The organism is Roseivirga sp. 4D4 (assembly GCF_001747095.1).
Taxonomy (GTDB): domain Bacteria; phylum Bacteroidota; class Bacteroidia; order Cytophagales; family Cyclobacteriaceae; genus Roseivirga.
Map to the genome: position 1 here is coordinate 4,102,593 of NZ_MDGP01000001.1, position 16,719 is coordinate 4,119,311.

General features: G+C 41.2%; 17 protein-coding genes and 2 tRNA genes. 9 read left to right on the forward strand and 10 right to left on the reverse strand.

The window, feature by feature from the left end; translation table 11 throughout:
• Nucleotides 1-172 precede the first annotated feature (172 nt).
• Nucleotides 173-1,438: an NRAMP family divalent metal transporter gene (locus BFP97_RS17965; RefSeq protein WP_069843749.1), complete on the reverse strand. Its 1,266-nt coding sequence runs from the start codon at nucleotides 1,436-1,438 to the stop codon at nucleotides 173-175.
• Between the two features lie 203 nt (nucleotides 1,439-1,641).
• On the opposite strand from BFP97_RS17965, the gene BFP97_RS17970 reads away from it, so the two are divergent.
• The 3 genes from BFP97_RS17970 to BFP97_RS17980 all read left to right on the forward strand — a co-directional run bounded on the left by BFP97_RS17970 (nucleotide 1,642) and on the right by BFP97_RS17980 (nucleotide 5,341).
• A complete protein-coding gene (locus tag BFP97_RS17970; protein WP_069844381.1) occupies nucleotides 1,642-2,067 on the forward strand; it encodes an Hsp20/alpha crystallin family protein in 426 nt (141 codons plus the stop codon).
• A 150-nt stretch (nucleotides 2,068-2,217) separates the two neighbouring features.
• Nucleotides 2,218-3,663, forward strand: a complete 1,446-nt coding sequence (locus BFP97_RS17975; RefSeq protein ID WP_255399505.1) for a trypsin-like peptidase domain-containing protein — start codon at nucleotides 2,218-2,220, stop codon at nucleotides 3,661-3,663.
• A 127-nt stretch (nucleotides 3,664-3,790) separates the two neighbouring features.
• Complete coding sequence (locus BFP97_RS17980; protein WP_069843750.1) at nucleotides 3,791-5,341, forward strand: aldehyde dehydrogenase family protein; 1,551 nt, start codon at nucleotides 3,791-3,793, stop codon at nucleotides 5,339-5,341.
• Nucleotides 5,342-5,363: 22 nt separating this feature from the next.
• Here the strand turns inward: BFP97_RS17980 and BFP97_RS17985 are convergent, their stop codons facing one another.
• The 3 genes from BFP97_RS17985 to BFP97_RS17995 all read right to left on the reverse strand — a co-directional run bounded on the left by BFP97_RS17985 (nucleotide 5,364) and on the right by BFP97_RS17995 (nucleotide 7,139).
• On the reverse strand, nucleotides 5,364-6,080 hold the full coding sequence (locus BFP97_RS17985; protein ID WP_069843751.1) for an NRDE family protein: 717 nt from the start codon (nucleotides 6,078-6,080) through the stop codon (nucleotides 5,364-5,366).
• The gene (locus BFP97_RS17990; protein WP_069843752.1) at nucleotides 6,068-6,583 is read right to left on the reverse strand and encodes a hypothetical protein; all 516 of its coding nucleotides are present in this window, start codon (nucleotides 6,581-6,583) and stop codon (nucleotides 6,068-6,070) included. The genes BFP97_RS17985 and BFP97_RS17990 overlap by 13 nt, the downstream gene beginning before the upstream one ends.
• A 79-nt stretch (nucleotides 6,584-6,662) precedes the next feature.
• Complete coding sequence (locus BFP97_RS17995; protein ID WP_069843753.1) at nucleotides 6,663-7,139, reverse strand: YHS domain-containing (seleno)protein; 477 nt, start codon at nucleotides 7,137-7,139, stop codon at nucleotides 6,663-6,665.
• Between the two features lie 137 nt (nucleotides 7,140-7,276).
• Here BFP97_RS17995 and BFP97_RS18000 point away from each other — a divergent pair, with 137 nt between their 5' ends.
• Nucleotides 7,277-9,151: a sigma-54 interaction domain-containing protein gene (locus BFP97_RS18000; protein ID WP_083262647.1), complete on the forward strand. Its 1,875-nt coding sequence runs from the start codon at nucleotides 7,277-7,279 to the stop codon at nucleotides 9,149-9,151.
• Here the strand turns inward: BFP97_RS18000 and BFP97_RS18005 are convergent.
• Nucleotides 9,148-9,966 carry a hypothetical protein gene (locus tag BFP97_RS18005; protein ID WP_069843755.1) on the reverse strand — a complete coding sequence of 273 codons (819 nt, stop codon included), beginning with the start codon at nucleotides 9,964-9,966 and terminating at the stop codon, nucleotides 9,148-9,150. The two genes, BFP97_RS18000 and BFP97_RS18005, sit on opposite strands and share 4 nt — an antisense overlap.
• A 338-nt stretch (nucleotides 9,967-10,304) precedes the next feature.
• Here BFP97_RS18005 and BFP97_RS18010 point away from each other — a divergent pair, with 338 nt between their 5' ends.
• The 5 genes from BFP97_RS18010 to BFP97_RS18030 all read left to right on the forward strand — a co-directional run bounded on the left by BFP97_RS18010 (nucleotide 10,305) and on the right by BFP97_RS18030 (nucleotide 14,040).
• On the forward strand, nucleotides 10,305-11,381 hold the full coding sequence (locus tag BFP97_RS18010; protein ID WP_069843756.1) for a hypothetical protein: 1,077 nt from the start codon (nucleotides 10,305-10,307) through the stop codon (nucleotides 11,379-11,381).
• Nucleotides 11,378-12,001 (forward strand): LysE family translocator, encoded by a 624-nt coding sequence (locus tag BFP97_RS18015; RefSeq protein WP_069843757.1) that lies wholly within the window; start codon nucleotides 11,378-11,380, stop codon nucleotides 11,999-12,001. The genes BFP97_RS18010 and BFP97_RS18015 overlap by 4 nt, the downstream gene beginning before the upstream one ends.
• 3 nt (nucleotides 12,002-12,004) lie before the next feature.
• A complete protein-coding gene (locus BFP97_RS18020) occupies nucleotides 12,005-12,688 on the forward strand; it encodes a Crp/Fnr family transcriptional regulator (RefSeq protein WP_069843758.1) in 684 nt (227 codons plus the stop codon).
• Between the two features lie 119 nt (nucleotides 12,689-12,807).
• Nucleotides 12,808-13,509, forward strand: a complete 702-nt coding sequence (locus tag BFP97_RS18025; RefSeq protein ID WP_170827508.1) for a head GIN domain-containing protein — start codon at nucleotides 12,808-12,810, stop codon at nucleotides 13,507-13,509.
• Between the two features lie 63 nt (nucleotides 13,510-13,572).
• Nucleotides 13,573-14,040: a nuclear transport factor 2 family protein gene (locus tag BFP97_RS18030; RefSeq protein ID WP_069843760.1), complete on the forward strand. Its 468-nt coding sequence runs from the start codon at nucleotides 13,573-13,575 to the stop codon at nucleotides 14,038-14,040.
• Nucleotides 14,041-14,735: 695 nt separating this feature from the next.
• Here BFP97_RS18030 and BFP97_RS18035 read toward each other — a convergent pair.
• The 5 genes from BFP97_RS18035 to BFP97_RS18055 form a co-directional block, all read right to left on the reverse strand.
• Nucleotides 14,736-14,807, reverse strand: a tRNA-Glu gene (locus BFP97_RS18035).
• A 10-nt stretch (nucleotides 14,808-14,817) separates the two neighbouring features.
• A tRNA-Ser gene (locus BFP97_RS18040) sits at nucleotides 14,818-14,902 on the reverse strand.
• Nucleotides 14,903-14,905: 3 nt separating this feature from the next.
• Nucleotides 14,906-15,148, reverse strand: coding sequence for a GIY-YIG nuclease family protein (locus BFP97_RS18045; RefSeq protein ID WP_069843761.1), 243 nt, complete (start codon nucleotides 15,146-15,148; stop codon nucleotides 14,906-14,908).
• 218 nt (nucleotides 15,149-15,366) lie between these two features.
• A complete protein-coding gene (locus BFP97_RS18050) occupies nucleotides 15,367-16,314 on the reverse strand; it encodes a YihY/virulence factor BrkB family protein (protein ID WP_069843762.1) in 948 nt (315 codons plus the stop codon).
• Complete coding sequence (locus BFP97_RS18055) at nucleotides 16,311-16,718, reverse strand: acyl-CoA thioesterase (RefSeq protein WP_069843763.1); 408 nt, start codon at nucleotides 16,716-16,718, stop codon at nucleotides 16,311-16,313. Before BFP97_RS18055 ends, BFP97_RS18050 begins: the two co-directional genes overlap by 4 nt.
• Nucleotide 16,719: the final 1 nt, after the last annotated feature.

The following is a 16,719-nucleotide window of genomic DNA, read 5'->3' on the forward strand; positions in this document are numbered from 1 at the left end:
TGATTTTAATTTGAACAGCTTCCTCAGAAACTTTCTGCCGAAATTGACTAAGCTCAGTTGACTGAGCCCTGCCGGCAGGCAGGTCAGGAGGAATTTGATCCACTCATTTGCGAATCGGAGTGCAATATTAGCGGTTGGTTGAAAATAAACCAAACCCTTTTTGAGATTTTCACTAAAAATTTAGATCAATCAAATTGAAGTAAACCGCCATGTAGATGAGCGCGAATACTGTAAGGAAGATTAATCCAATAATAGCCAGGTTTTTTAGCCAAGGTCTAGGCCTGAATTCAGCCTCAATTTGATTAGACATAATCACCTTATAATTGATAAATGCTATCACAGGAGCAATCACAAATGAGAGTGTCGTGGCAAGGTCGACAAGGTCTTTCAAGTTGGAAGAAAGTAGAAGAATAAAAAAGAATGAGACTATAGCTACCGTTGCCATCATCCAAGTGTAAGTTGTTCTCACTCCGGCCTCTTTGAAAAAGAGTAATCTCACGGTTTCTCCCATTGCTCTTCCAAAGCCATCTACCACCGTAATGGTAGTACTAAACATGGTGCTGAAAGCTGCCGTGGCAATAATCAGGTATGACCAACCCCCAAGCGCATCCGTGAAAAGCGTAACCACCTGATCAGCAAAAACTGTTGAGTTTCCAGACAGTTCCACCCCCGAGCCGTACATGACATTGGCTCCTAGCGTAAGAAAGCAGATGGCCAGAATTGCTGTGACCCAATAGCCAAATTTAAAGTCAAAGAGTATTTCTTTTAGCTTCGGTCTATAGCCCGTTTGCTTCATCCGCTCTATAGCCCAAAGACTATTCCAAGTGGATAGATCAACCGCTGTAGGCATCCACCCCATAAGTGCGATTACGAAAATAATGCTGTTCCTTTCAGCCAGTTCCTTCGGAATAAACCCTTCAATTGGTGTAGCTCGTCCTTTGACTACTGCCGCTATAAAAGCCACTAGGGTAGATACTAACAAGACTGTTCCTACAATCTTTAATAATGAGTCCAATAGACTGTACTTACCCACGGCCAGAATTAGAACGCAAAAGAGTAGGATGCCTCCAGAAACCCAGGCGGGATCAACAGTCAATCCTGTTAGGTTATTAAGCATTCCAGCCGTTACAAAGGTTACCGCTGCCGTAACGGTGAACATGGATCCTAGGCTAAGGAGGAAATAAATCCAAAGCACCCACTTACCTTCATTGAGGTAGCCTTCAAGCAAACTCTTTTTTGTTGCAGCAGCGTATCGAGATCCAAACTCAAAGAATGGATACTTAAAGACTAGAGCGGCCACTATAAAAAGAACTAAGCCATAGCCAAAGTCGGCACCTGCTCTTGTGGATTGCACCAAATGAGAAACACCAATGCACGTGCTGGCAAACAATATTCCGGGACCAAAGGCTTTAAGGAGATGCTTTCTTTCTGATGACATTGGCTGTAAAAAGTTGAGCTAAAATAGGTAATCGTTACTTGATCTCATATTCAACTTCTATGACTACTAATGACATTATGGCTGTATTTTTTGAATAGAAGTCATAAAATAGGTCAAAATGACAGTAAAACATAGTGGTAATCGCATTGGTACGGTTTTGAATTATAGGGAGGCACAGAATGAAAAAATTAAAACCTAGAAATATGAATACAGTAAGAAAAAACTCAGATTGGTTAATGCCAGCTACAATAGACAGATTTGTTGATCGTTTCTTCAATGAGTCCTTTGACCAAAGTAAGTCTGCATTTACGCCTCGAGCAGATGTGGCTGAAACGGATAGCGCATTTGAAATTCAAGTTGCAGTGCCAGGGCTAAATAAGAAAGATATCAGTATCGATCTTAAGGATGGTTACTTGACCATCAGTGGGGAAAGGAAATTCGAGAAGGAAGACAAATCAAAAAACTTCTACTCCGTACAAACTCAGTATGGAACCTTTAAAAAGGCGTTTCAGTTACCTGATAGCGTAGTGGAAGAGAAGATTGAAGCATCTTATGAAAACGGTATTCTCAATGTGTTAATACCAAAGGATGAGACAAAGAAATTAGTATCAAAAATAACCGTGAAGTAGGTTAGTGTTGTTGAGGTTGATTAAGGGGCTCCGATTTATCGGAGCCCTCTTTTTTTGTTAAATCCGGTTAAATGCACCCTTATTTTCAATAAATTAGAACACCATGCCTTTCTCCTGCGTTAAATTTTCATTGGTCAAAAGCTTGTTACTATGATTTCTAAGAGACAGTTCTTTATTGGTGTATTGGCTTCATCGCTTTTAGGTGGGCTTATTGTGTTGTTGGGTATGGGGCTCTTGGGTAGTAATAATTCAAATAACCCCGATGATTTTAGTCAAACGACTTCTTTGACCACATCACTTGGTGAAATTGATGAAACACCAAGGACTTATGTGGTACCAGAAGGCATCAACTTTATCAAAGCGTCCAGGTCTGCCGTACCAGCTGTGGTACATATAACGAATACTTCCGCACCTTCAGAGCGATCAGGTAGATGGTCAAAATTGTTTGGAAGGGAAAGAAGAGTACGACAATCTACAGGCTCGGGTGTAATCATTTCTAATGACGGATATATTGCTACTAACTTTCATGTGGTAGAAGATGCCGATGAGTTGGAAGTTAGGTTGGACGATAATAGAAGACTCAGTGCTGAACTTGTCGGGACCGATCCTGATACAGATTTAGCCCTAATAAAGATCAAAGCAGGAAATCTTCCTTTTGTTGATTTCGGTGATTCTGATCAAGTAGAAATTGGAGAATGGGTCCTCGCAGTGGGTAATCCATTTGATCTAAATAATACAGTTACTGCTGGTATTGTAAGCGCCAAGGCGCGAAATATCAATTTGATTAGTGGCAACAGAAATCGTTATGGTATTGAGTCATTCATACAGACCGATGCAGTAGTCAATAGAGGAAACAGCGGTGGTGCACTGGTAAACCTCGATGGTGATTTGATTGGTATTAATACGGCCATCGCCACTAATACTGGAACATTCAATGGTTATTCTTTTGCGGTGCCTTCCATACTGGTCAAGAAAGTTATGGATGACCTCTTGGAATTTGGAGAGGTGCAGCGAGGATTGCTTGGTGTTGAAATTCGGGACGCTGACGGTAGGTTCACAGATGAGCTTTCAGGTGTTCATATCCGAGGTGTAAACCCAGGCAGTGCAGCAGATAAGGCTGGCTTAAAAAATGACGATGTCATCGTTGGCATAGATGATCGATCTATCAAAACGACTAGTGAGTTACAAGAGTTTGTGGCTCGTAAGCGGCCTGGTGATTTGATTTCGGTTAAGTTCAAAAGGGGAGGTGATGTGAAAGAAACTTCGCTTACACTTAGGAAGAAAGCGGAGTACCTGGCACGGACTCCCGATGAAATCAGCTTTACCTATAAGATTGAAGGGGCAATTTTTGCCGATATCACTGAGAGTATTAAGTATAGACTAAAAGTTGAAGGTGGAGTTCAAATGGTTGAGTTAGGAGAAGGCGCCTGGAAAGAAGCTGGTCTCAAAGACGGTTTTGTGATTACCAAAGTCGGAGATCAAGACATCGATAGTTTGGAAGAGTTTCAGTCAATTCTAGACAATAAAAAAAGGGACTTTTATGTCATGGGGAAATACCCTGATGGAGAGAAAGAATATTTTAAGATTGACTGGTAAAAGCCAAAGACAAAATATGAAACCTCGACATGTCGAGGTTTTTTTATGCCTGAGCATTTGTGCTTTCAGACTTTGTCCTCATCCAAAATTCCCGTAACTATGAGGTGTAAATAAAAACTATTAGGAAATGGGAATTCAGCAGGATTTTGGCATCGCAGATGCACTGCAAAAGCTTGGTGTAAAAGCGAGTAACAACGGGTCTTCAACTGGCTCTAATTCAATGGGCGGTGGGGAATCGATCTCGTCATATTCACCTGTCGATGGCGAATTGATCGGAGCGGTTACCTCGACTACTCGAGAAGAGTATGATACCATCATCAAGGCATCGCAAGGTGTTTTTAAGGAATGGAGAGATATGCCAGCGCCAAAGCGTGGCGAAATCGTTCGTCAATTCGGTGATAAGCTGAGATTGTATAAGGACGACCTAGGTAAGCTGGTTTCATATGAAATGGGCAAGTCCTATCAGGAAGGTCTTGGTGAGGTTCAGGAGATGATTGATATCTGTGATTTTGCAGTGGGTCTTTCTAGACAGTTGCATGGTTTGACAATCAAGTCTGAACGCCCGGGCCACCATATGCAGGAGCAATGGCACCCACTAGGTATAGTAGGTATTATCTCAGCTTTCAACTTTCCTGTAGCAGTTTGGGCATGGAATACCGCCTTGGCTTGGATATGCGGTGATACGTGCGTTTGGAAGCCTTCGGAAAAGACGCCTTTATGTGGTGTTGCATGTCAGAATATTATTGCTGAAGTACTCAAAGAGAATGATCTTCCTGAGGGAATCTCCTGTATGATCAATGGAGACTACAAAGTAGGTGAAATGATGACTTCCGATCCACGTGTGCCTCTTGTGTCTGCTACAGGTTCTATCCGAATGGGAAAAATTGTAGGCAGGGCGGTAGCTGAAAGATTAGGAAAATCCATCCTTGAGTTGGGCGGAAATAACGCCATTATCATTACTCCTGAGGCTGATCTCAAGATGACCGTGATTGGCAGTGTATTTGGAGCTGTTGGTACTGCAGGGCAGCGGTGCACATCTACTCGTAGACTAATTATTCACGAGTCTATTTATGATAAAGTGAAAAATGCACTGACGGATGCTTATGCGCAGCTGAGAATTGGTAATCCATTGGATGAGAACAATCATGTGGGTCCGTTGATCGATACTGATGCTGTGGCTAACTATAATGCTGCTATTGAGAAGGCTAAGTCAGAAGGTGGAAATGTGCTAATCGAAGGAGGTGTATTAGAAGGTGCTGGTTATGAAAGTGGGTGCTACGTGAAACCATGCATTATCGAGGCCAAGAATGAATTTGAAATTGTTCAAGATGAGACATTCGCCCCTATCCTATATCTCTTGAAGTATAGTGGAGATGTGAATGATGCCATTGATTTACAAAATGGCGTAGCACAGGGCTTGTCATCAGCAATCATGACCAATAATGTTCAGGAGGCACATCAATTCCTTTCTGCAGCAGGATCTGACTGTGGTATTGCCAATGTGAACATTGGAACCTCAGGTGCCGAAATTGGTGGTGCTTTTGGTGGAGAAAAAGAAACAGGTGGAGGTAGAGAGTCTGGTTCTGATGCTTGGAAAGCATACATGCGCAGACAAACCAATACGCTGAATTATACTACTGAGCTACCACTGGCACAAGGAATCAAGTTTGACCTATAAGAAAGGTCAGCAGCGTTTGAAATTAGGAAGAGGCGTCAATGACGCCTTTTTCTTTTAGCAGGTCTTTATAAATCATTCTGAACTCGGAATCTTCTTTTTCGATAGAGGTGATACTGACTGTCTGAACTACTCCATTTCGATTCATAACAAAGTCATTCCATGCATCACCTTTACCTCCGAAATGATGAAATTCCATAATTGCCCTTTGAGTAAAGGCTTGCTGATTTATCGCCCATTTTTCAAACCAAGACTTGCGTTCAACTCTCACTGGTTCGGGGTACAGTGTGCTAGAAGACCAAATGAAAGACTCGTTCGCATCTAGCGTTCTTGAATGGAGCTGATTTTCATCCCAAATAAGTTCGTTAAGCTTTACCCCCTCAATTGTAGATTCTACAATCACAAAAGTAAAGGGTTCCATGCCTTGGAATACGAAATTGTTCTCAAATGAACTCAAATCCCCGAATTCGAAAAACTGCAAAACCATCTGCCCTCTGCTCAATCGATAGGGTGGCGTGTGGCTGTGCTTCTCGAAACCTCCATTGAGAAGGCAAACGGTATATCTGTTTTTGTCCGTAGCGATCCAGGTACCTCCGGCTAAGGGATCCTTTGGATAATAAATAGTAGTGCCCGCGACAAGGTATGCTTCAGGGGCAAGAGCTGCTCTTTTCGGTGTTTCGTCTCGATTTGAAGTTAGAATGTACCTGTCGTTCCCTTTCGGTAGAAAAGTTACTGTACACATGGTTTATCCTTCTCGTATTTGATAGTCGAATATGCAATACCAAAGCCCTCAGGAATGTTGACATTAGCGAATTCACTTAAGATGGCAATTTTGATGATCGCCATATGGTGAATAGCATGCTCAATATTGTACTGTAGTTCGCGATAGTAAGAGGTTACAATCTCGATTGGGTCTTCCTTGTCCAGGCTATAATTCGCCTTAAGTTTTAAGGAGCTGTCAGATGCAATTTTTTCAATTTCCAACTTCAAGGAGTTCATTTTCTCAATGGCCATTAAGCGGTTTTCCTCGATTACACGATCATGACTTCTTTGGTCATAATTCACTTCGCCACAGTTGATTCCCAGGATCATTAAATCATAAAACTCAATGATATGCCTGATGTGCTTGCCAATGGTGTTATCAGATAAAACCTTTAATGGTTGTCTGAAAGCCTGATCTTGTAACTGCTCAGAGACCTGAATAAGTTGGTCTAAAATTTTAGCCGAAACGTGCTTTAATTGCATCTAATGTTGTTTTTTAACCAATGATAGAGCCAAATGTAAGTAATATATACGGAAGTTTAACTGTGTCTCAGAGTGGAAATCAGCCGCCCGACACTATTTTGCCCCACTGAGTATTTGCCTTCGGCAGGAGGTTGGCTTCATCTTTATTCCAAGATTTGAGTGTATTGGTGAATCTAAAATTATAAAAGAGGTAAAGCTTACCGTCAATAATCTTGAAGGTCTCTGGGTCTATTCTAACCTTATCTCCATCTGCCATGGCATATGCACAGTATCCACCATACTCCGGTTCATACCGCTTTGGGTCAGCAATAAACAGCTGCCTATTCTTAGCTGAAGAGAAATAATAAGTCACTCCGGCAGCATTATGGCTGATGTTTTCAGAACCCTCTACCGCTTTGTTTTCAGTAAAATATGCTACCGGATCGTAGCCTTGGATGGCTAGGCCTCTCTTCAAATTGTAATGCTTTAAATCGTAGCCGCTGTTTTGGGCATAAGAAGTATGTCCTCCAATGAGGGCTAAAAGACAAAAGGATAAGAGTGTGATGGATCGCTTCATGCTAAAAATTTTTCAAGTATAGCCATATCTACGGACTAGGTTACTAAACGGATGTATATCAAGGCCGCATGCCTGACATTTGAATACTAATTGTGTAATTACCTAGTCTCAAATAAAAACACGATATTTCGTGAGAAATGAGTGTGTCAAATCAATTGCCCAACTATAGTCGTCTTTCTCAATTTACGGTAGAAAGGGCTTTGGCATCCGTTTTCTGGATGGAAGAATCTGGCAGCCTGAGGTTTGCCAACGAAACGGCTCAGATACTCTACGGGTATAGTGCGGATGAATTTAAGTCACTAAGTATTCTGGACCTTAATCCAAATTTTGATGAGGAACGATTCGCTGATTTGTGGGCACGGTCAAAAGTGGAAAAACGTATTAGACTCGAATCTACTCATTGCAAGAAAGATGGTACTGAATTCCCTGTTGAAATCTTCGTCAATCACATAGAATTTGAGGGGCATGCTTTCAACGTGAGCTTTGTGCTGGACATAACCGAAAGAAAGCGGAAAGAAAGACTTTTGAAGTCTCTGTCGGAGGCAACTGCCGATGCAGTAGGTTCGGATTTCTTTGTGTCTTTGGTGGAGAACATAGCCAAATCGCTAGGAGTCCACATGGCTATAATAACTGAATGTACCGACTCTAGTAAGTCGAGACTTCGCACCTTGGCTTATTTCAAGGATGACACACTTCAGGAGAATGTAGAATACAATACTGAAGGCACGCCATGCAAGTTGATTATGGAGACAACAGATCCGCTCTTTATTCAAGAAGGTGTGCAAGACGAGTTTGAAAAAGAACCTGGGATAGAGGGCTACTTCGGAATACCAATTTTAAACGATTCGGGAGATTGCATTGGTCATATTGCCGTGCTTAATAATGACAAACTTCAACTGTCTCCGGAAGAACAGGACATACTCAAGCTCTTTTCTGATCGTGCTGCTGCTGAGATAGAAAGAAAAATTGCCAGTGAAAAACTTCTGGAAGCGGTTGACGAGGTAAAAAGTCTTAAGGACAGGCTGGAAGCAGAGAATACCTATTTGCAGGAAGAGATCAAGTTTGAGCACAATTTTCAGGAGATCATTACTCAAAGCGATAGGTTTAGGTCTGTACTCTCTTCATCGGAACAGGTAGCCATTACGGATGCAACTGTCTTGATTCTTGGAGAGTCAGGTACAGGAAAGGAATTACTGGCAAGAGCGATACATAATATCAGTAAGAGAAGTGATCGGCCATTGGTGAAGGTTAATTGTGCTGCACTTCCGGCTAATTTGATAGAAAGTGAACTTTTTGGTCATGAAAAAGGAGCTTTTACTGGAGCTATTGCTAAAAAAGTAGGAAGGTTTGAGTTGGCTGATGGCGGCACCTTGTTTCTGGACGAAGTTGGCGAGTTGCCCTTAGAGCTTCAGTCTAAGCTTTTGAGAGCCCTTCAAGAGGGGGAGTTTGAACGATTGGGAAGTACAAACACCCAGAAAGTTGATGTACGTGTAATAGCGGCAACCAACAGGGATCTTGAAAAAGAAGTTGATGACGGAAGTTTTAGGGCTGATCTCTTTTATAGGTTGAATGTCTTTCCGATCCAAAGCATACCACTACGGGAGAGAAAAGAAGATATTCCACTATTAGTTAAGCACTTTGTAAACCGATTTTCAGCTAAGATCGGTAAGAAGATCGTGTCAATTCCTAAAAGAATTATTAACTCACTTCAGGGTTATCACTGGCCCGGAAATATCAGGGAGCTAGAAAATGTAATTGAACGCTCTGTGATTTTAAGTTCCGGTACTTCTTTAGAATTAGGAGACTGGATTCCTAAATCGACCACCCAGTCGGTGACCACCGAGCTAGATACATTGCATGAGTTTGAACGCAAATACATTATTCATGTACTACAAAAAACTACTTGGAGGGTAAGTGGAGAAAAAGGTGCTGCCAAAATCCTGGGAATGAAGCCGACTACCTTGGAATCCAGAATGAAAAAACTCGGTATCAAACGTGGTTTTTCTAACTAAAATTTAAGTACAATATCTATCGCTGGAATTCCTTCCTCAAATATGAGTAGATCCAGGGTGAGTTTCTTTCCAATATAACGAAGGCCTCCAGATATTAAGGCATCATTTTCCCCAGTAAGAACATAGTTTTCTGTGATAAAAGCCAGACGACCGGTTAGACGAGTCATGCCCCCAATGGTCAATAGCCCTGTGTTGTTTATCTCACCATTTGCCAAGGCATAGCCTGTACCAAAGGTGATATTATGTTCCTTGTTTCCGTAGGTCAAAAGTGCATTTAGGCTCCCTAGGTTTAATTCACCACTGAGGTCTCCTGCAGAGGTTAAATAGGAAAATGAAATTGCACCTTGCAGATTCTTTGCAATAGGAACACCATACTTGAGATTTGCTAATATGATAGGTGACCCACCGAAAAGAGAGATTAACTCAGTGCCTACCAATGCACTGAATCGGTCAGTAACTCCATAGCTAACAATATTGACTAAACCATAGATGTTTTGATAGTATCCCTCACCCTTATTGAGTGTATAGGCCGATTGCCCTAAAAAGTATCGAGTGGGATTAGGGTTAGGCATTCTGCCCTTTGCATCTAGATATATTATTTTTCTTATTTCAGTGCGTTGAAAAGTCAGTAAACCTAGTGATTCGCTATTTACGACAACTTCTCGGTCATCTTCACTGACCAACTCTCCTTTGATTTCAGATTTATCTAGGAGAATGACGAGAACCTGGTTACCGGTATGGTCGTCTTGAGATTGTGCATTTAGAGGGTTGAAAAAAAGAGTAAGAAGGCAAAAAAATGAAAAAGTGAATCTCATGTTATTTTCTTGATATTTCGTGAATTTTTGATTGTTCCTTGTTTTGTGAACAAAATATAGGCCAAATATCTCGCTGAGCAGTTTTTTAAATGAATATCACTTTTCCTGAAATAATCTGAAATACACGAAATATCGTGTAAATTTTTCATCATTTTTTCAAAGAGAATTTTGTAAACTATTGAAGATCAATTGATTAAATATTATTCTATTCGTCTGGCACACTAATTGTCATTTAGAGGACGGTTCTATAGACGGTAGAGCGACAAAGTGTTGGTTAACACTTATTCTTGACAAAACTAAGTTTATGTTCTGGCGTTGATTATCTTTCGAATTGAGTTATGAGGCATAGATTACCACTTTTTCTGGTAAAGATCATCTACTATGAATACTGGCCTTTTTGGTTGTTTTTCCTTCCACTGGTGCCGTATTGGGTTTATTTGTCGATCAAAGCTAGGTCTTTGACCTACTTTACGGCAGCTAATCCAGGAATCATTCATGGGGGCGTTTTTGGAGAGTCTAAAATTGATATTCTCGACAAAATTGATCCTAAGTATCGCCCGACAACATTGTTCTTCAAATTGTCGGCCACATTACCGGAAGTACTCAGTAGAATTGAGCAGTCAGACCTGAGTTTTCCGATAATTATAAAACCAGATGTCGGAGAGCGAGGCGCTGAAGTGGAGAAGGTTGATAATAAAGATCAGCTGACGGATTATCTCAAGCGGACAGATCAGGATTTCATTATTCAGGAGTACGTTGATTTTGATATCGAATTGGGTGTCTTATATCACAAACTTCCGATCAGTGGCACTAGTAACATTACCTCCATTGTCCAAAAAGAATTTTTGGGAGTTACTGGAGATGGTACTTCTACTATTCGGGAGTTGCTGAGTAAAAGCGAACGAGCAAAACTTCAAATGTCCACCCTTGAGGAAAAACATGGGAGTCATTTGGAGGATGTGTTGCCAAATGGGGTGTATGAAAACTTGCAGCCTATAGGTAATCACTGCTTAGGCACAAAATTCTTAAGTGGTCAACATTTGATCAGCAAAGAATTGGTTGCCGTTTTCGATGAAATCTCCAGCAACATTCAAGGCTTCAATTTTGGGCGTTTCGATCTTAAAGTAAGTTCCATTGAGGATTTATTTGCCGGAAAGAACATCAAGGTGATGGAGTTGAATGGAGTAACCTCTGAACCTGGTCATATTTATGATCCGAAGTACAACTTACTTCGAGCTTATAAAGACACCATGTCCAGCATGAAGACTTCTTGCAAAGTCAGCATTGAAAACATGAGGAATGGGGCCAAAGTGACACCATTCTGGACAATGTTCAAGCTACTTCGAGGTCACTTCTCCGAAAAACCAGAAGAGCAGAACGTAAATGGCAAAGTTAAAACCATGATGACCAAATGATCTGGTCCATTCTGGAAGCTTTAGTTATAGCCACGGCAATTAGTTTTGCCGGATCGGTGCAGTTGGGACCAGTGAACTTTGGTACTATTCACACTGCACTTCACAAGAATAAGAAGGCAGCCATAACCTTTGGATTTGGCGGTAGTTTACCTGAGTTATTGTATTGCGGACTCGCCATTGGCAGTTCAAATTTTATCTCGCAATACGAAGGACTCGAAGACTACCTCAAATATTTGACAATCGGTGTTCTATTTCTATTCGGAACATATCTGATCTTCCAGAAGGCTACTTCAGAGTATAAACATAAATCAGAAAAGAAAGGAAAAGAGCTTTGGTTAGGTGTCACTTTTGGCTTGCTTAATCCACAACTCTATCCCTTTTGGCTTTTTATTATTACCTATCTCAGAACCAACTCCATACTGGAAAACGATAGATGGCCTGTACAGGTCGCTTTTGTCGTTGGGTCAGCATTGGGTGCATTTCTGCTACAATGGTTAGTAGCTGAATTCACCACCCGAAAGAGAGAGTTCATCTATTTGAGATTAACGAAAAACTATAACAAGGTGCTAGGAGCGATCATAATCGCCATAGCAGTATTTCAATTGGTAATAAATTTATAAGTCATGCAAAACGAAATAAAATATTGGTATCTAAGAAATTATGATCTATTCGCGAACCTGAGCAAGGAACAAATTCATGACCTGTGTTCAATTTCAAGGTTTGTTAGAATGAAGAAGGGACAGACGATCTACTTTGCGAATGACGATTCAAAAAGACTATACTTTCTAATAAACGGTAAGATTAAAATCAGTGAGATCGATGGTCTTGGAAACGAGATGATTAAGGACATCATACTGACTGGAGATCTTTTTGGAGAGATTCCAATCACTAATTTTCAAGTCAGCCAGGAGTTTGCGGAAATTTTATCAAGTGAAGTAATCCTATGTACATTCACTATGGAAGAGTTCGAAAAGCTGATGCACAAGCACCCAAGTTTGGCACTTTCATTCTCTAAGAAAATGGGCGAGAAGTTGAGAAAATTAGAGCATCGTTATGCCAACCTTGTCTTTAAGGATGTCAAAGCGAGGCTCAAGGATTTCTTAGTCGATTGGGCTAATAAAGAAGGTAAGCCAGCCGATGCAGGTTTAGTAATTAGAAATTATCTGACGCATAATGAGATCGCCAGTCTGATCAGTTCTTCAAGACAAACCGTTACCACGCTGATCAATGAGTTAAAAGAGGAAGGTGTGATTGTCTATAGTAGAAGCTTAATTACAATTCCGAACATCGGAGCTTTGGCCGCATAAGGGTATTTTGGTCAAAAAAAGCCCCGCCCCGAAACTTCTGAGGACGGGGCTTTTTTTATTTCATGCAACTAGTACATTATGTTTGCTGTCTATTGCTTAGTAATCAAAAGGTCATGGATATGAAAAACACCATTAAAACTCAAATCACAATTATCTTACTCTTTATCACCTCAATCGCCTTTGCACAAGAGACCGATACGAGAAGTTTAGATAGTTTCACAGAATTAAAAGTATCTGAAGGTATTCAAGTCATTGCCAAGAAAGGCAACGAGAACAGTGTCGACATCGAAGTGTCTCGAATGGATATTGACAGAGTAAGAACTGAGGTCAGAGGTGATCGATTAAGTATTTTTGTAAGTCGAAATTCTTGGTCAAGAAGAAATCGCAACGGCAGAATTCGTGTAACACTCACTTATACTGAAGAAATCGAGGAAATTGTAGCAAATACAAGTGCTGAAATTTCTTTTGAAGATATGATTGAAACCAGACGTTTGTCTGTTACCACTAGTACTTCAGGGGTGGTTGATGCTAAAATTAAGGTGACGAGCCTGGACTTAAGCGCCACAACATCTGGTAGAATTGATATGACCGGTGACGCTGATGAAGTGGAGGCCACGGCCTCTACTGGAGGAACTATATACGCGTATGACGTAGAAGCTATTGAGGTGTATGCAAAGGCAAATACTGGTGCTGATGTCAGGGTTAATGCACAAGAACGCCTTAGAGCTAGTGCGAATACGGGTGGAACAGTGAGCTATAGAGGTCGCCCAAAGGCAGATGTCCGCTCTAATACCGGTGGAAGCATTCGAAGAGCCAGGTAATTAGCTTATTTCAACAAGACACATTTTTTGATTAATCTTAGCTTTGAGTTTAAAGCTTCGATTATGAAAATGAAAATAATAATTGGAGCCCTTTTTGGGCTCTTTATTTTTGGTGGCAGCCTAAGGGCACAAGACGATGTTCAGGCGATCAAAGATGCCGTGATGACCATGTTTGATGGCATGAGAGCTGGCGATAGTGCCATGGTACATTCGGTTTTTAGTGACGAGATTGTCTTTCAAAGGGTCCAAGAAAACCGAGAGGGCAAAGCTAGAGTAGTCAGTAGTGACTTCAGCAGTTTTTTAAAGTCTGTCGGCACTCCGCACGATAAGGTTTGGGATGAAAGAATTGAATTTGGGACGATTGAGATTGATGGTAAAATGGCTTCCGTTTGGACTCCCTTTAAATTCTATTTGGGGGATCAATTTTCACATTGTGGGGTCAACGTTTTCAAACTTTACAAGTCGGAAGACGGATGGAAGATTTTCCACTTGGTGGATACCGGAAGAAAAGACAACTGTGTAGGGGGCTAAAACAAAAACGCCCCTTTCGGGGCGTTCTTACTTACCTTTTACGGTAATGGTTCTCTATAATATCTCTCACTGAAACGCGCTGGTGATTGAAATCGTGGGAACCTTGTGAATTGACGTTGCCATTCGAATGCGTTTTAACCTTGTCTATAGTAGACTCATTCGTATGACGACTCGTTTTTAATTCCTCCATTAGTTTACTATGCTTAAAATCTAACAATTAAAAAGTTGTCAGTAGAATTCAATTTCCTCTTCTGACACAAAATTATGCAATCGATTGCATTATCCAAGCATCGACAGAAAAAAACTCAAAATTTTATTTCCGTTATAGATTGACTTGGGCCTTAGACAAATATGGTACGGTCTAACCCGAAATTACCCTACCAAGAGTATCATTTGAGCATAGACAGTTTAAAAAGAAAGGTCTGGAATGACTGCTTTTTTTAAGGGGTCCGTAGGAGGGCCGAGCGTCAAAAAAGCTCCTGTGGAGTTTTTAGTGAGGAGCCAGCCTGCAGGGTAAGCTCCCAAGCATAAAGCTTAAAAAAAGCCCCGACATGTCGGGGCTCCTTGTAAGTAGTCCATAGGAGGACAATCCGCATAGAATTAATCCAGCGGATTAATTCAGGATTGGGCCAGCTTGCAGCGTGGCTCCCCGAAGGGCATAAAAAAAGCCCAGCATTAGCTGAGCTCTTTGTAAGTAGTCCGTAGGGGAATCGAACCCCTGTTACCAGGATGAAAACCTGGCGTCCTAACCCCTAGACGAACGGACCAAATAATCTGCAGAGGCGGAGGGATTCGAACCCCCGGTACCTCGCGGTACAATGGTTTTCAAGACCACCGCATTCGACCACTCTGCCACGCCTCTGTATTAAATTATCTTTTTGTCTTTCAAGAATCGATAGCCATCGATGGATTTGAAAAACATCTCTCTTTTATAAGCTTCTGACTTGGTCTGAAACACTTCTTTGTAGTGTAAACGCCACGGTCTTTTGCTTTTGGTCGACCTTACTTTTCCTTGGTTATGCCTTTTTAATCTCTCATCAAGATTTTTGGTATGACCATAATAGAAGGTCTGGTCAAAATCATTCTGTAATATGTAAGTAAAGAACATATCCCCTTACTTTTTTTAACCCGGATACCTCTCGGTACAATGGTTTTTCCCTTGGAGATCCCTGCGGGGCAAGACCACCGCATTTCACTTTAGGATCACTTTGTGACGACCACTCTGCTGCCAAAGGCAGCCCTTTGGGGCACGCCTCTGTGTGTGATCTCCCGTTTGGGACTGCAAAGATAAGTGGAGTTTTTTTTTGTGCAAGCGACTAGGCTCAATTAAATGCTTTCGGCTTCTAATTTTTTTGTTTTGGCCTTGTCAAAGGCAGCATTCATTTCAAAGCCTACTAGCAGAATTAGTGAAATAATGAAGAGAAGTAACATTAAGACAATCAAAACCCCGATCGATCCATAGAGGCGATTATAGGCTCCAAAATTGTTGACGTAGTACGAAAAACCGAAAAATGCCAGGATGATAGTAAATGTCGAGAATACTGAACCCACACTCATAAAGTGCCACCTTTTGTGTACCGCAGGTGCCAGGTAGTAAATACTTGAAATGGCAATCTGAAAAACGATGTAAAGGACTATAAACCTCAAAAGAATGATGATGTCAATTGAGATGTTTTCCTGAATTATCTCTCTAATACTGTTATCCTCTAACAGCTGTTGGCCAACCACTAAGAGCCCGACAGAAATCAATACGGATAGTGCCAGAATAAATATAAGTACCGTTGCGATAAAACGCATTTTTAGAAAACCACGAGTCTCCTTTGTTTTATAGCTAGCATTGAAAGCGCTCATCAAAGAGTTCATTCCATTTGTTGATAAGATGAGCGTAAGGACAAAACCAAAAGACAATAGTCCACCACGCTGCTTATTAATGATGTCATGAATTGTAGAGTCAGCAGCAGCATACAGGTTCTCTGGAAGCAAGTTTTCTAGAAAGCCAATGATTTGGTCATTGGTAACATCAGGGAAAAAGTTTTGAATGTAAGGCGTAAGCGTAAATAAGAAAATGATGGCAGGGAATATCGCCATTGTAAAACTAAAAGCCACACCATTGGCTCTCGCTAACAACCTATCGTTGCTTAGCTTTTGAATGAAAATGACAATAGCATCATACAGCCCAACTTTGGCTTTTCCGACCTTGATATGTTGGAGTAGGTTGACCAGCCTTATGTAAAGCGGATTCTCTAGCACAATGGATAGAAGTTTCGCTTTCATGAGAAGTAAGGTTTTAATACTTCTGTCAGCGCTTCGGGTGCACGGCAAGGTCGGTTGGTCTCCATGTTGATGAATACCAAAGTGGTTTTACCTTCATTGACTAACGTTCCTTCTTCATTGAGCACCTCATACTCGAAAATCATCCTGACCTTGGGTAGCTCCCTGATGATTACCTTGACGGTAAGGAGTTCGTCATACTTGGCCGGTGATAGATATTTACATTGTAAATCATGTACCGGCATCATGATGCCTTGTTCCTCCAGGCTCTTATACTGAAAACCTAGTTGACGAAGTGCTTCTACACGGCCTACTTCATAGTACATGGCGTAATTGCCATAATACACATATGACATCTGATCAGTTTCGGCATATCTTACCCTTATCTGGGTAGAGGCACTATACATG

Coding starts and splice junctions, on each gene's coding strand:
- BFP97_RS17965 (WP_069843749.1), bottom strand. CDS start 1,438: ATGTCATCAGAAAGAAAGCATCTCCTTAAAGCCTTTGGTCCCGGAATA.
- BFP97_RS17970 (WP_069844381.1), top strand. CDS start 1,642: ATGAATACAGTAAGAAAAAACTCAGATTGGTTAATGCCAGCTACAATA.
- BFP97_RS17975 (WP_255399505.1), top strand. CDS start 2,218: ATGATTTCTAAGAGACAGTTCTTTATTGGTGTATTGGCTTCATCGCTT.
- BFP97_RS17980 (WP_069843750.1), top strand. CDS start 3,791: ATGGGAATTCAGCAGGATTTTGGCATCGCAGATGCACTGCAAAAGCTT.
- BFP97_RS17985 (WP_069843751.1), bottom strand. CDS start 6,080: ATGTGTACAGTAACTTTTCTACCGAAAGGGAACGACAGGTACATTCTA.
- BFP97_RS17990 (WP_069843752.1), bottom strand. CDS start 6,583: ATGCAATTAAAGCACGTTTCGGCTAAAATTTTAGACCAACTTATTCAG.
- BFP97_RS17995 (WP_069843753.1), bottom strand. CDS start 7,139: ATGAAGCGATCCATCACACTCTTATCCTTTTGTCTTTTAGCCCTCATT.
- BFP97_RS18000 (WP_083262647.1), top strand. CDS start 7,277: ATGAGTGTGTCAAATCAATTGCCCAACTATAGTCGTCTTTCTCAATTT.
- BFP97_RS18005 (WP_069843755.1), bottom strand. CDS start 9,966: ATGAGATTCACTTTTTCATTTTTTTGCCTTCTTACTCTTTTTTTCAAC.
- BFP97_RS18010 (WP_069843756.1), top strand. CDS start 10,305: ATGAGGCATAGATTACCACTTTTTCTGGTAAAGATCATCTACTATGAA.
- BFP97_RS18015 (WP_069843757.1), top strand. CDS start 11,378: ATGATCTGGTCCATTCTGGAAGCTTTAGTTATAGCCACGGCAATTAGT.
- BFP97_RS18020 (WP_069843758.1), top strand. CDS start 12,005: ATGCAAAACGAAATAAAATATTGGTATCTAAGAAATTATGATCTATTC.
- BFP97_RS18025 (WP_170827508.1), top strand. CDS start 12,808: ATGAAAAACACCATTAAAACTCAAATCACAATTATCTTACTCTTTATC.
- BFP97_RS18030 (WP_069843760.1), top strand. CDS start 13,573: ATGAAAATGAAAATAATAATTGGAGCCCTTTTTGGGCTCTTTATTTTT.
- BFP97_RS18045 (WP_069843761.1), bottom strand. CDS start 15,148: ATGTTCTTTACTTACATATTACAGAATGATTTTGACCAGACCTTCTAT.
- BFP97_RS18050 (WP_069843762.1), bottom strand. CDS start 16,314: ATGAAAGCGAAACTTCTATCCATTGTGCTAGAGAATCCGCTTTACATA.
- BFP97_RS18055 (WP_069843763.1), bottom strand. CDS start 16,718: ATGTATAGTGCCTCTACCCAGATAAGGGTAAGATATGCCGAAACTGAT.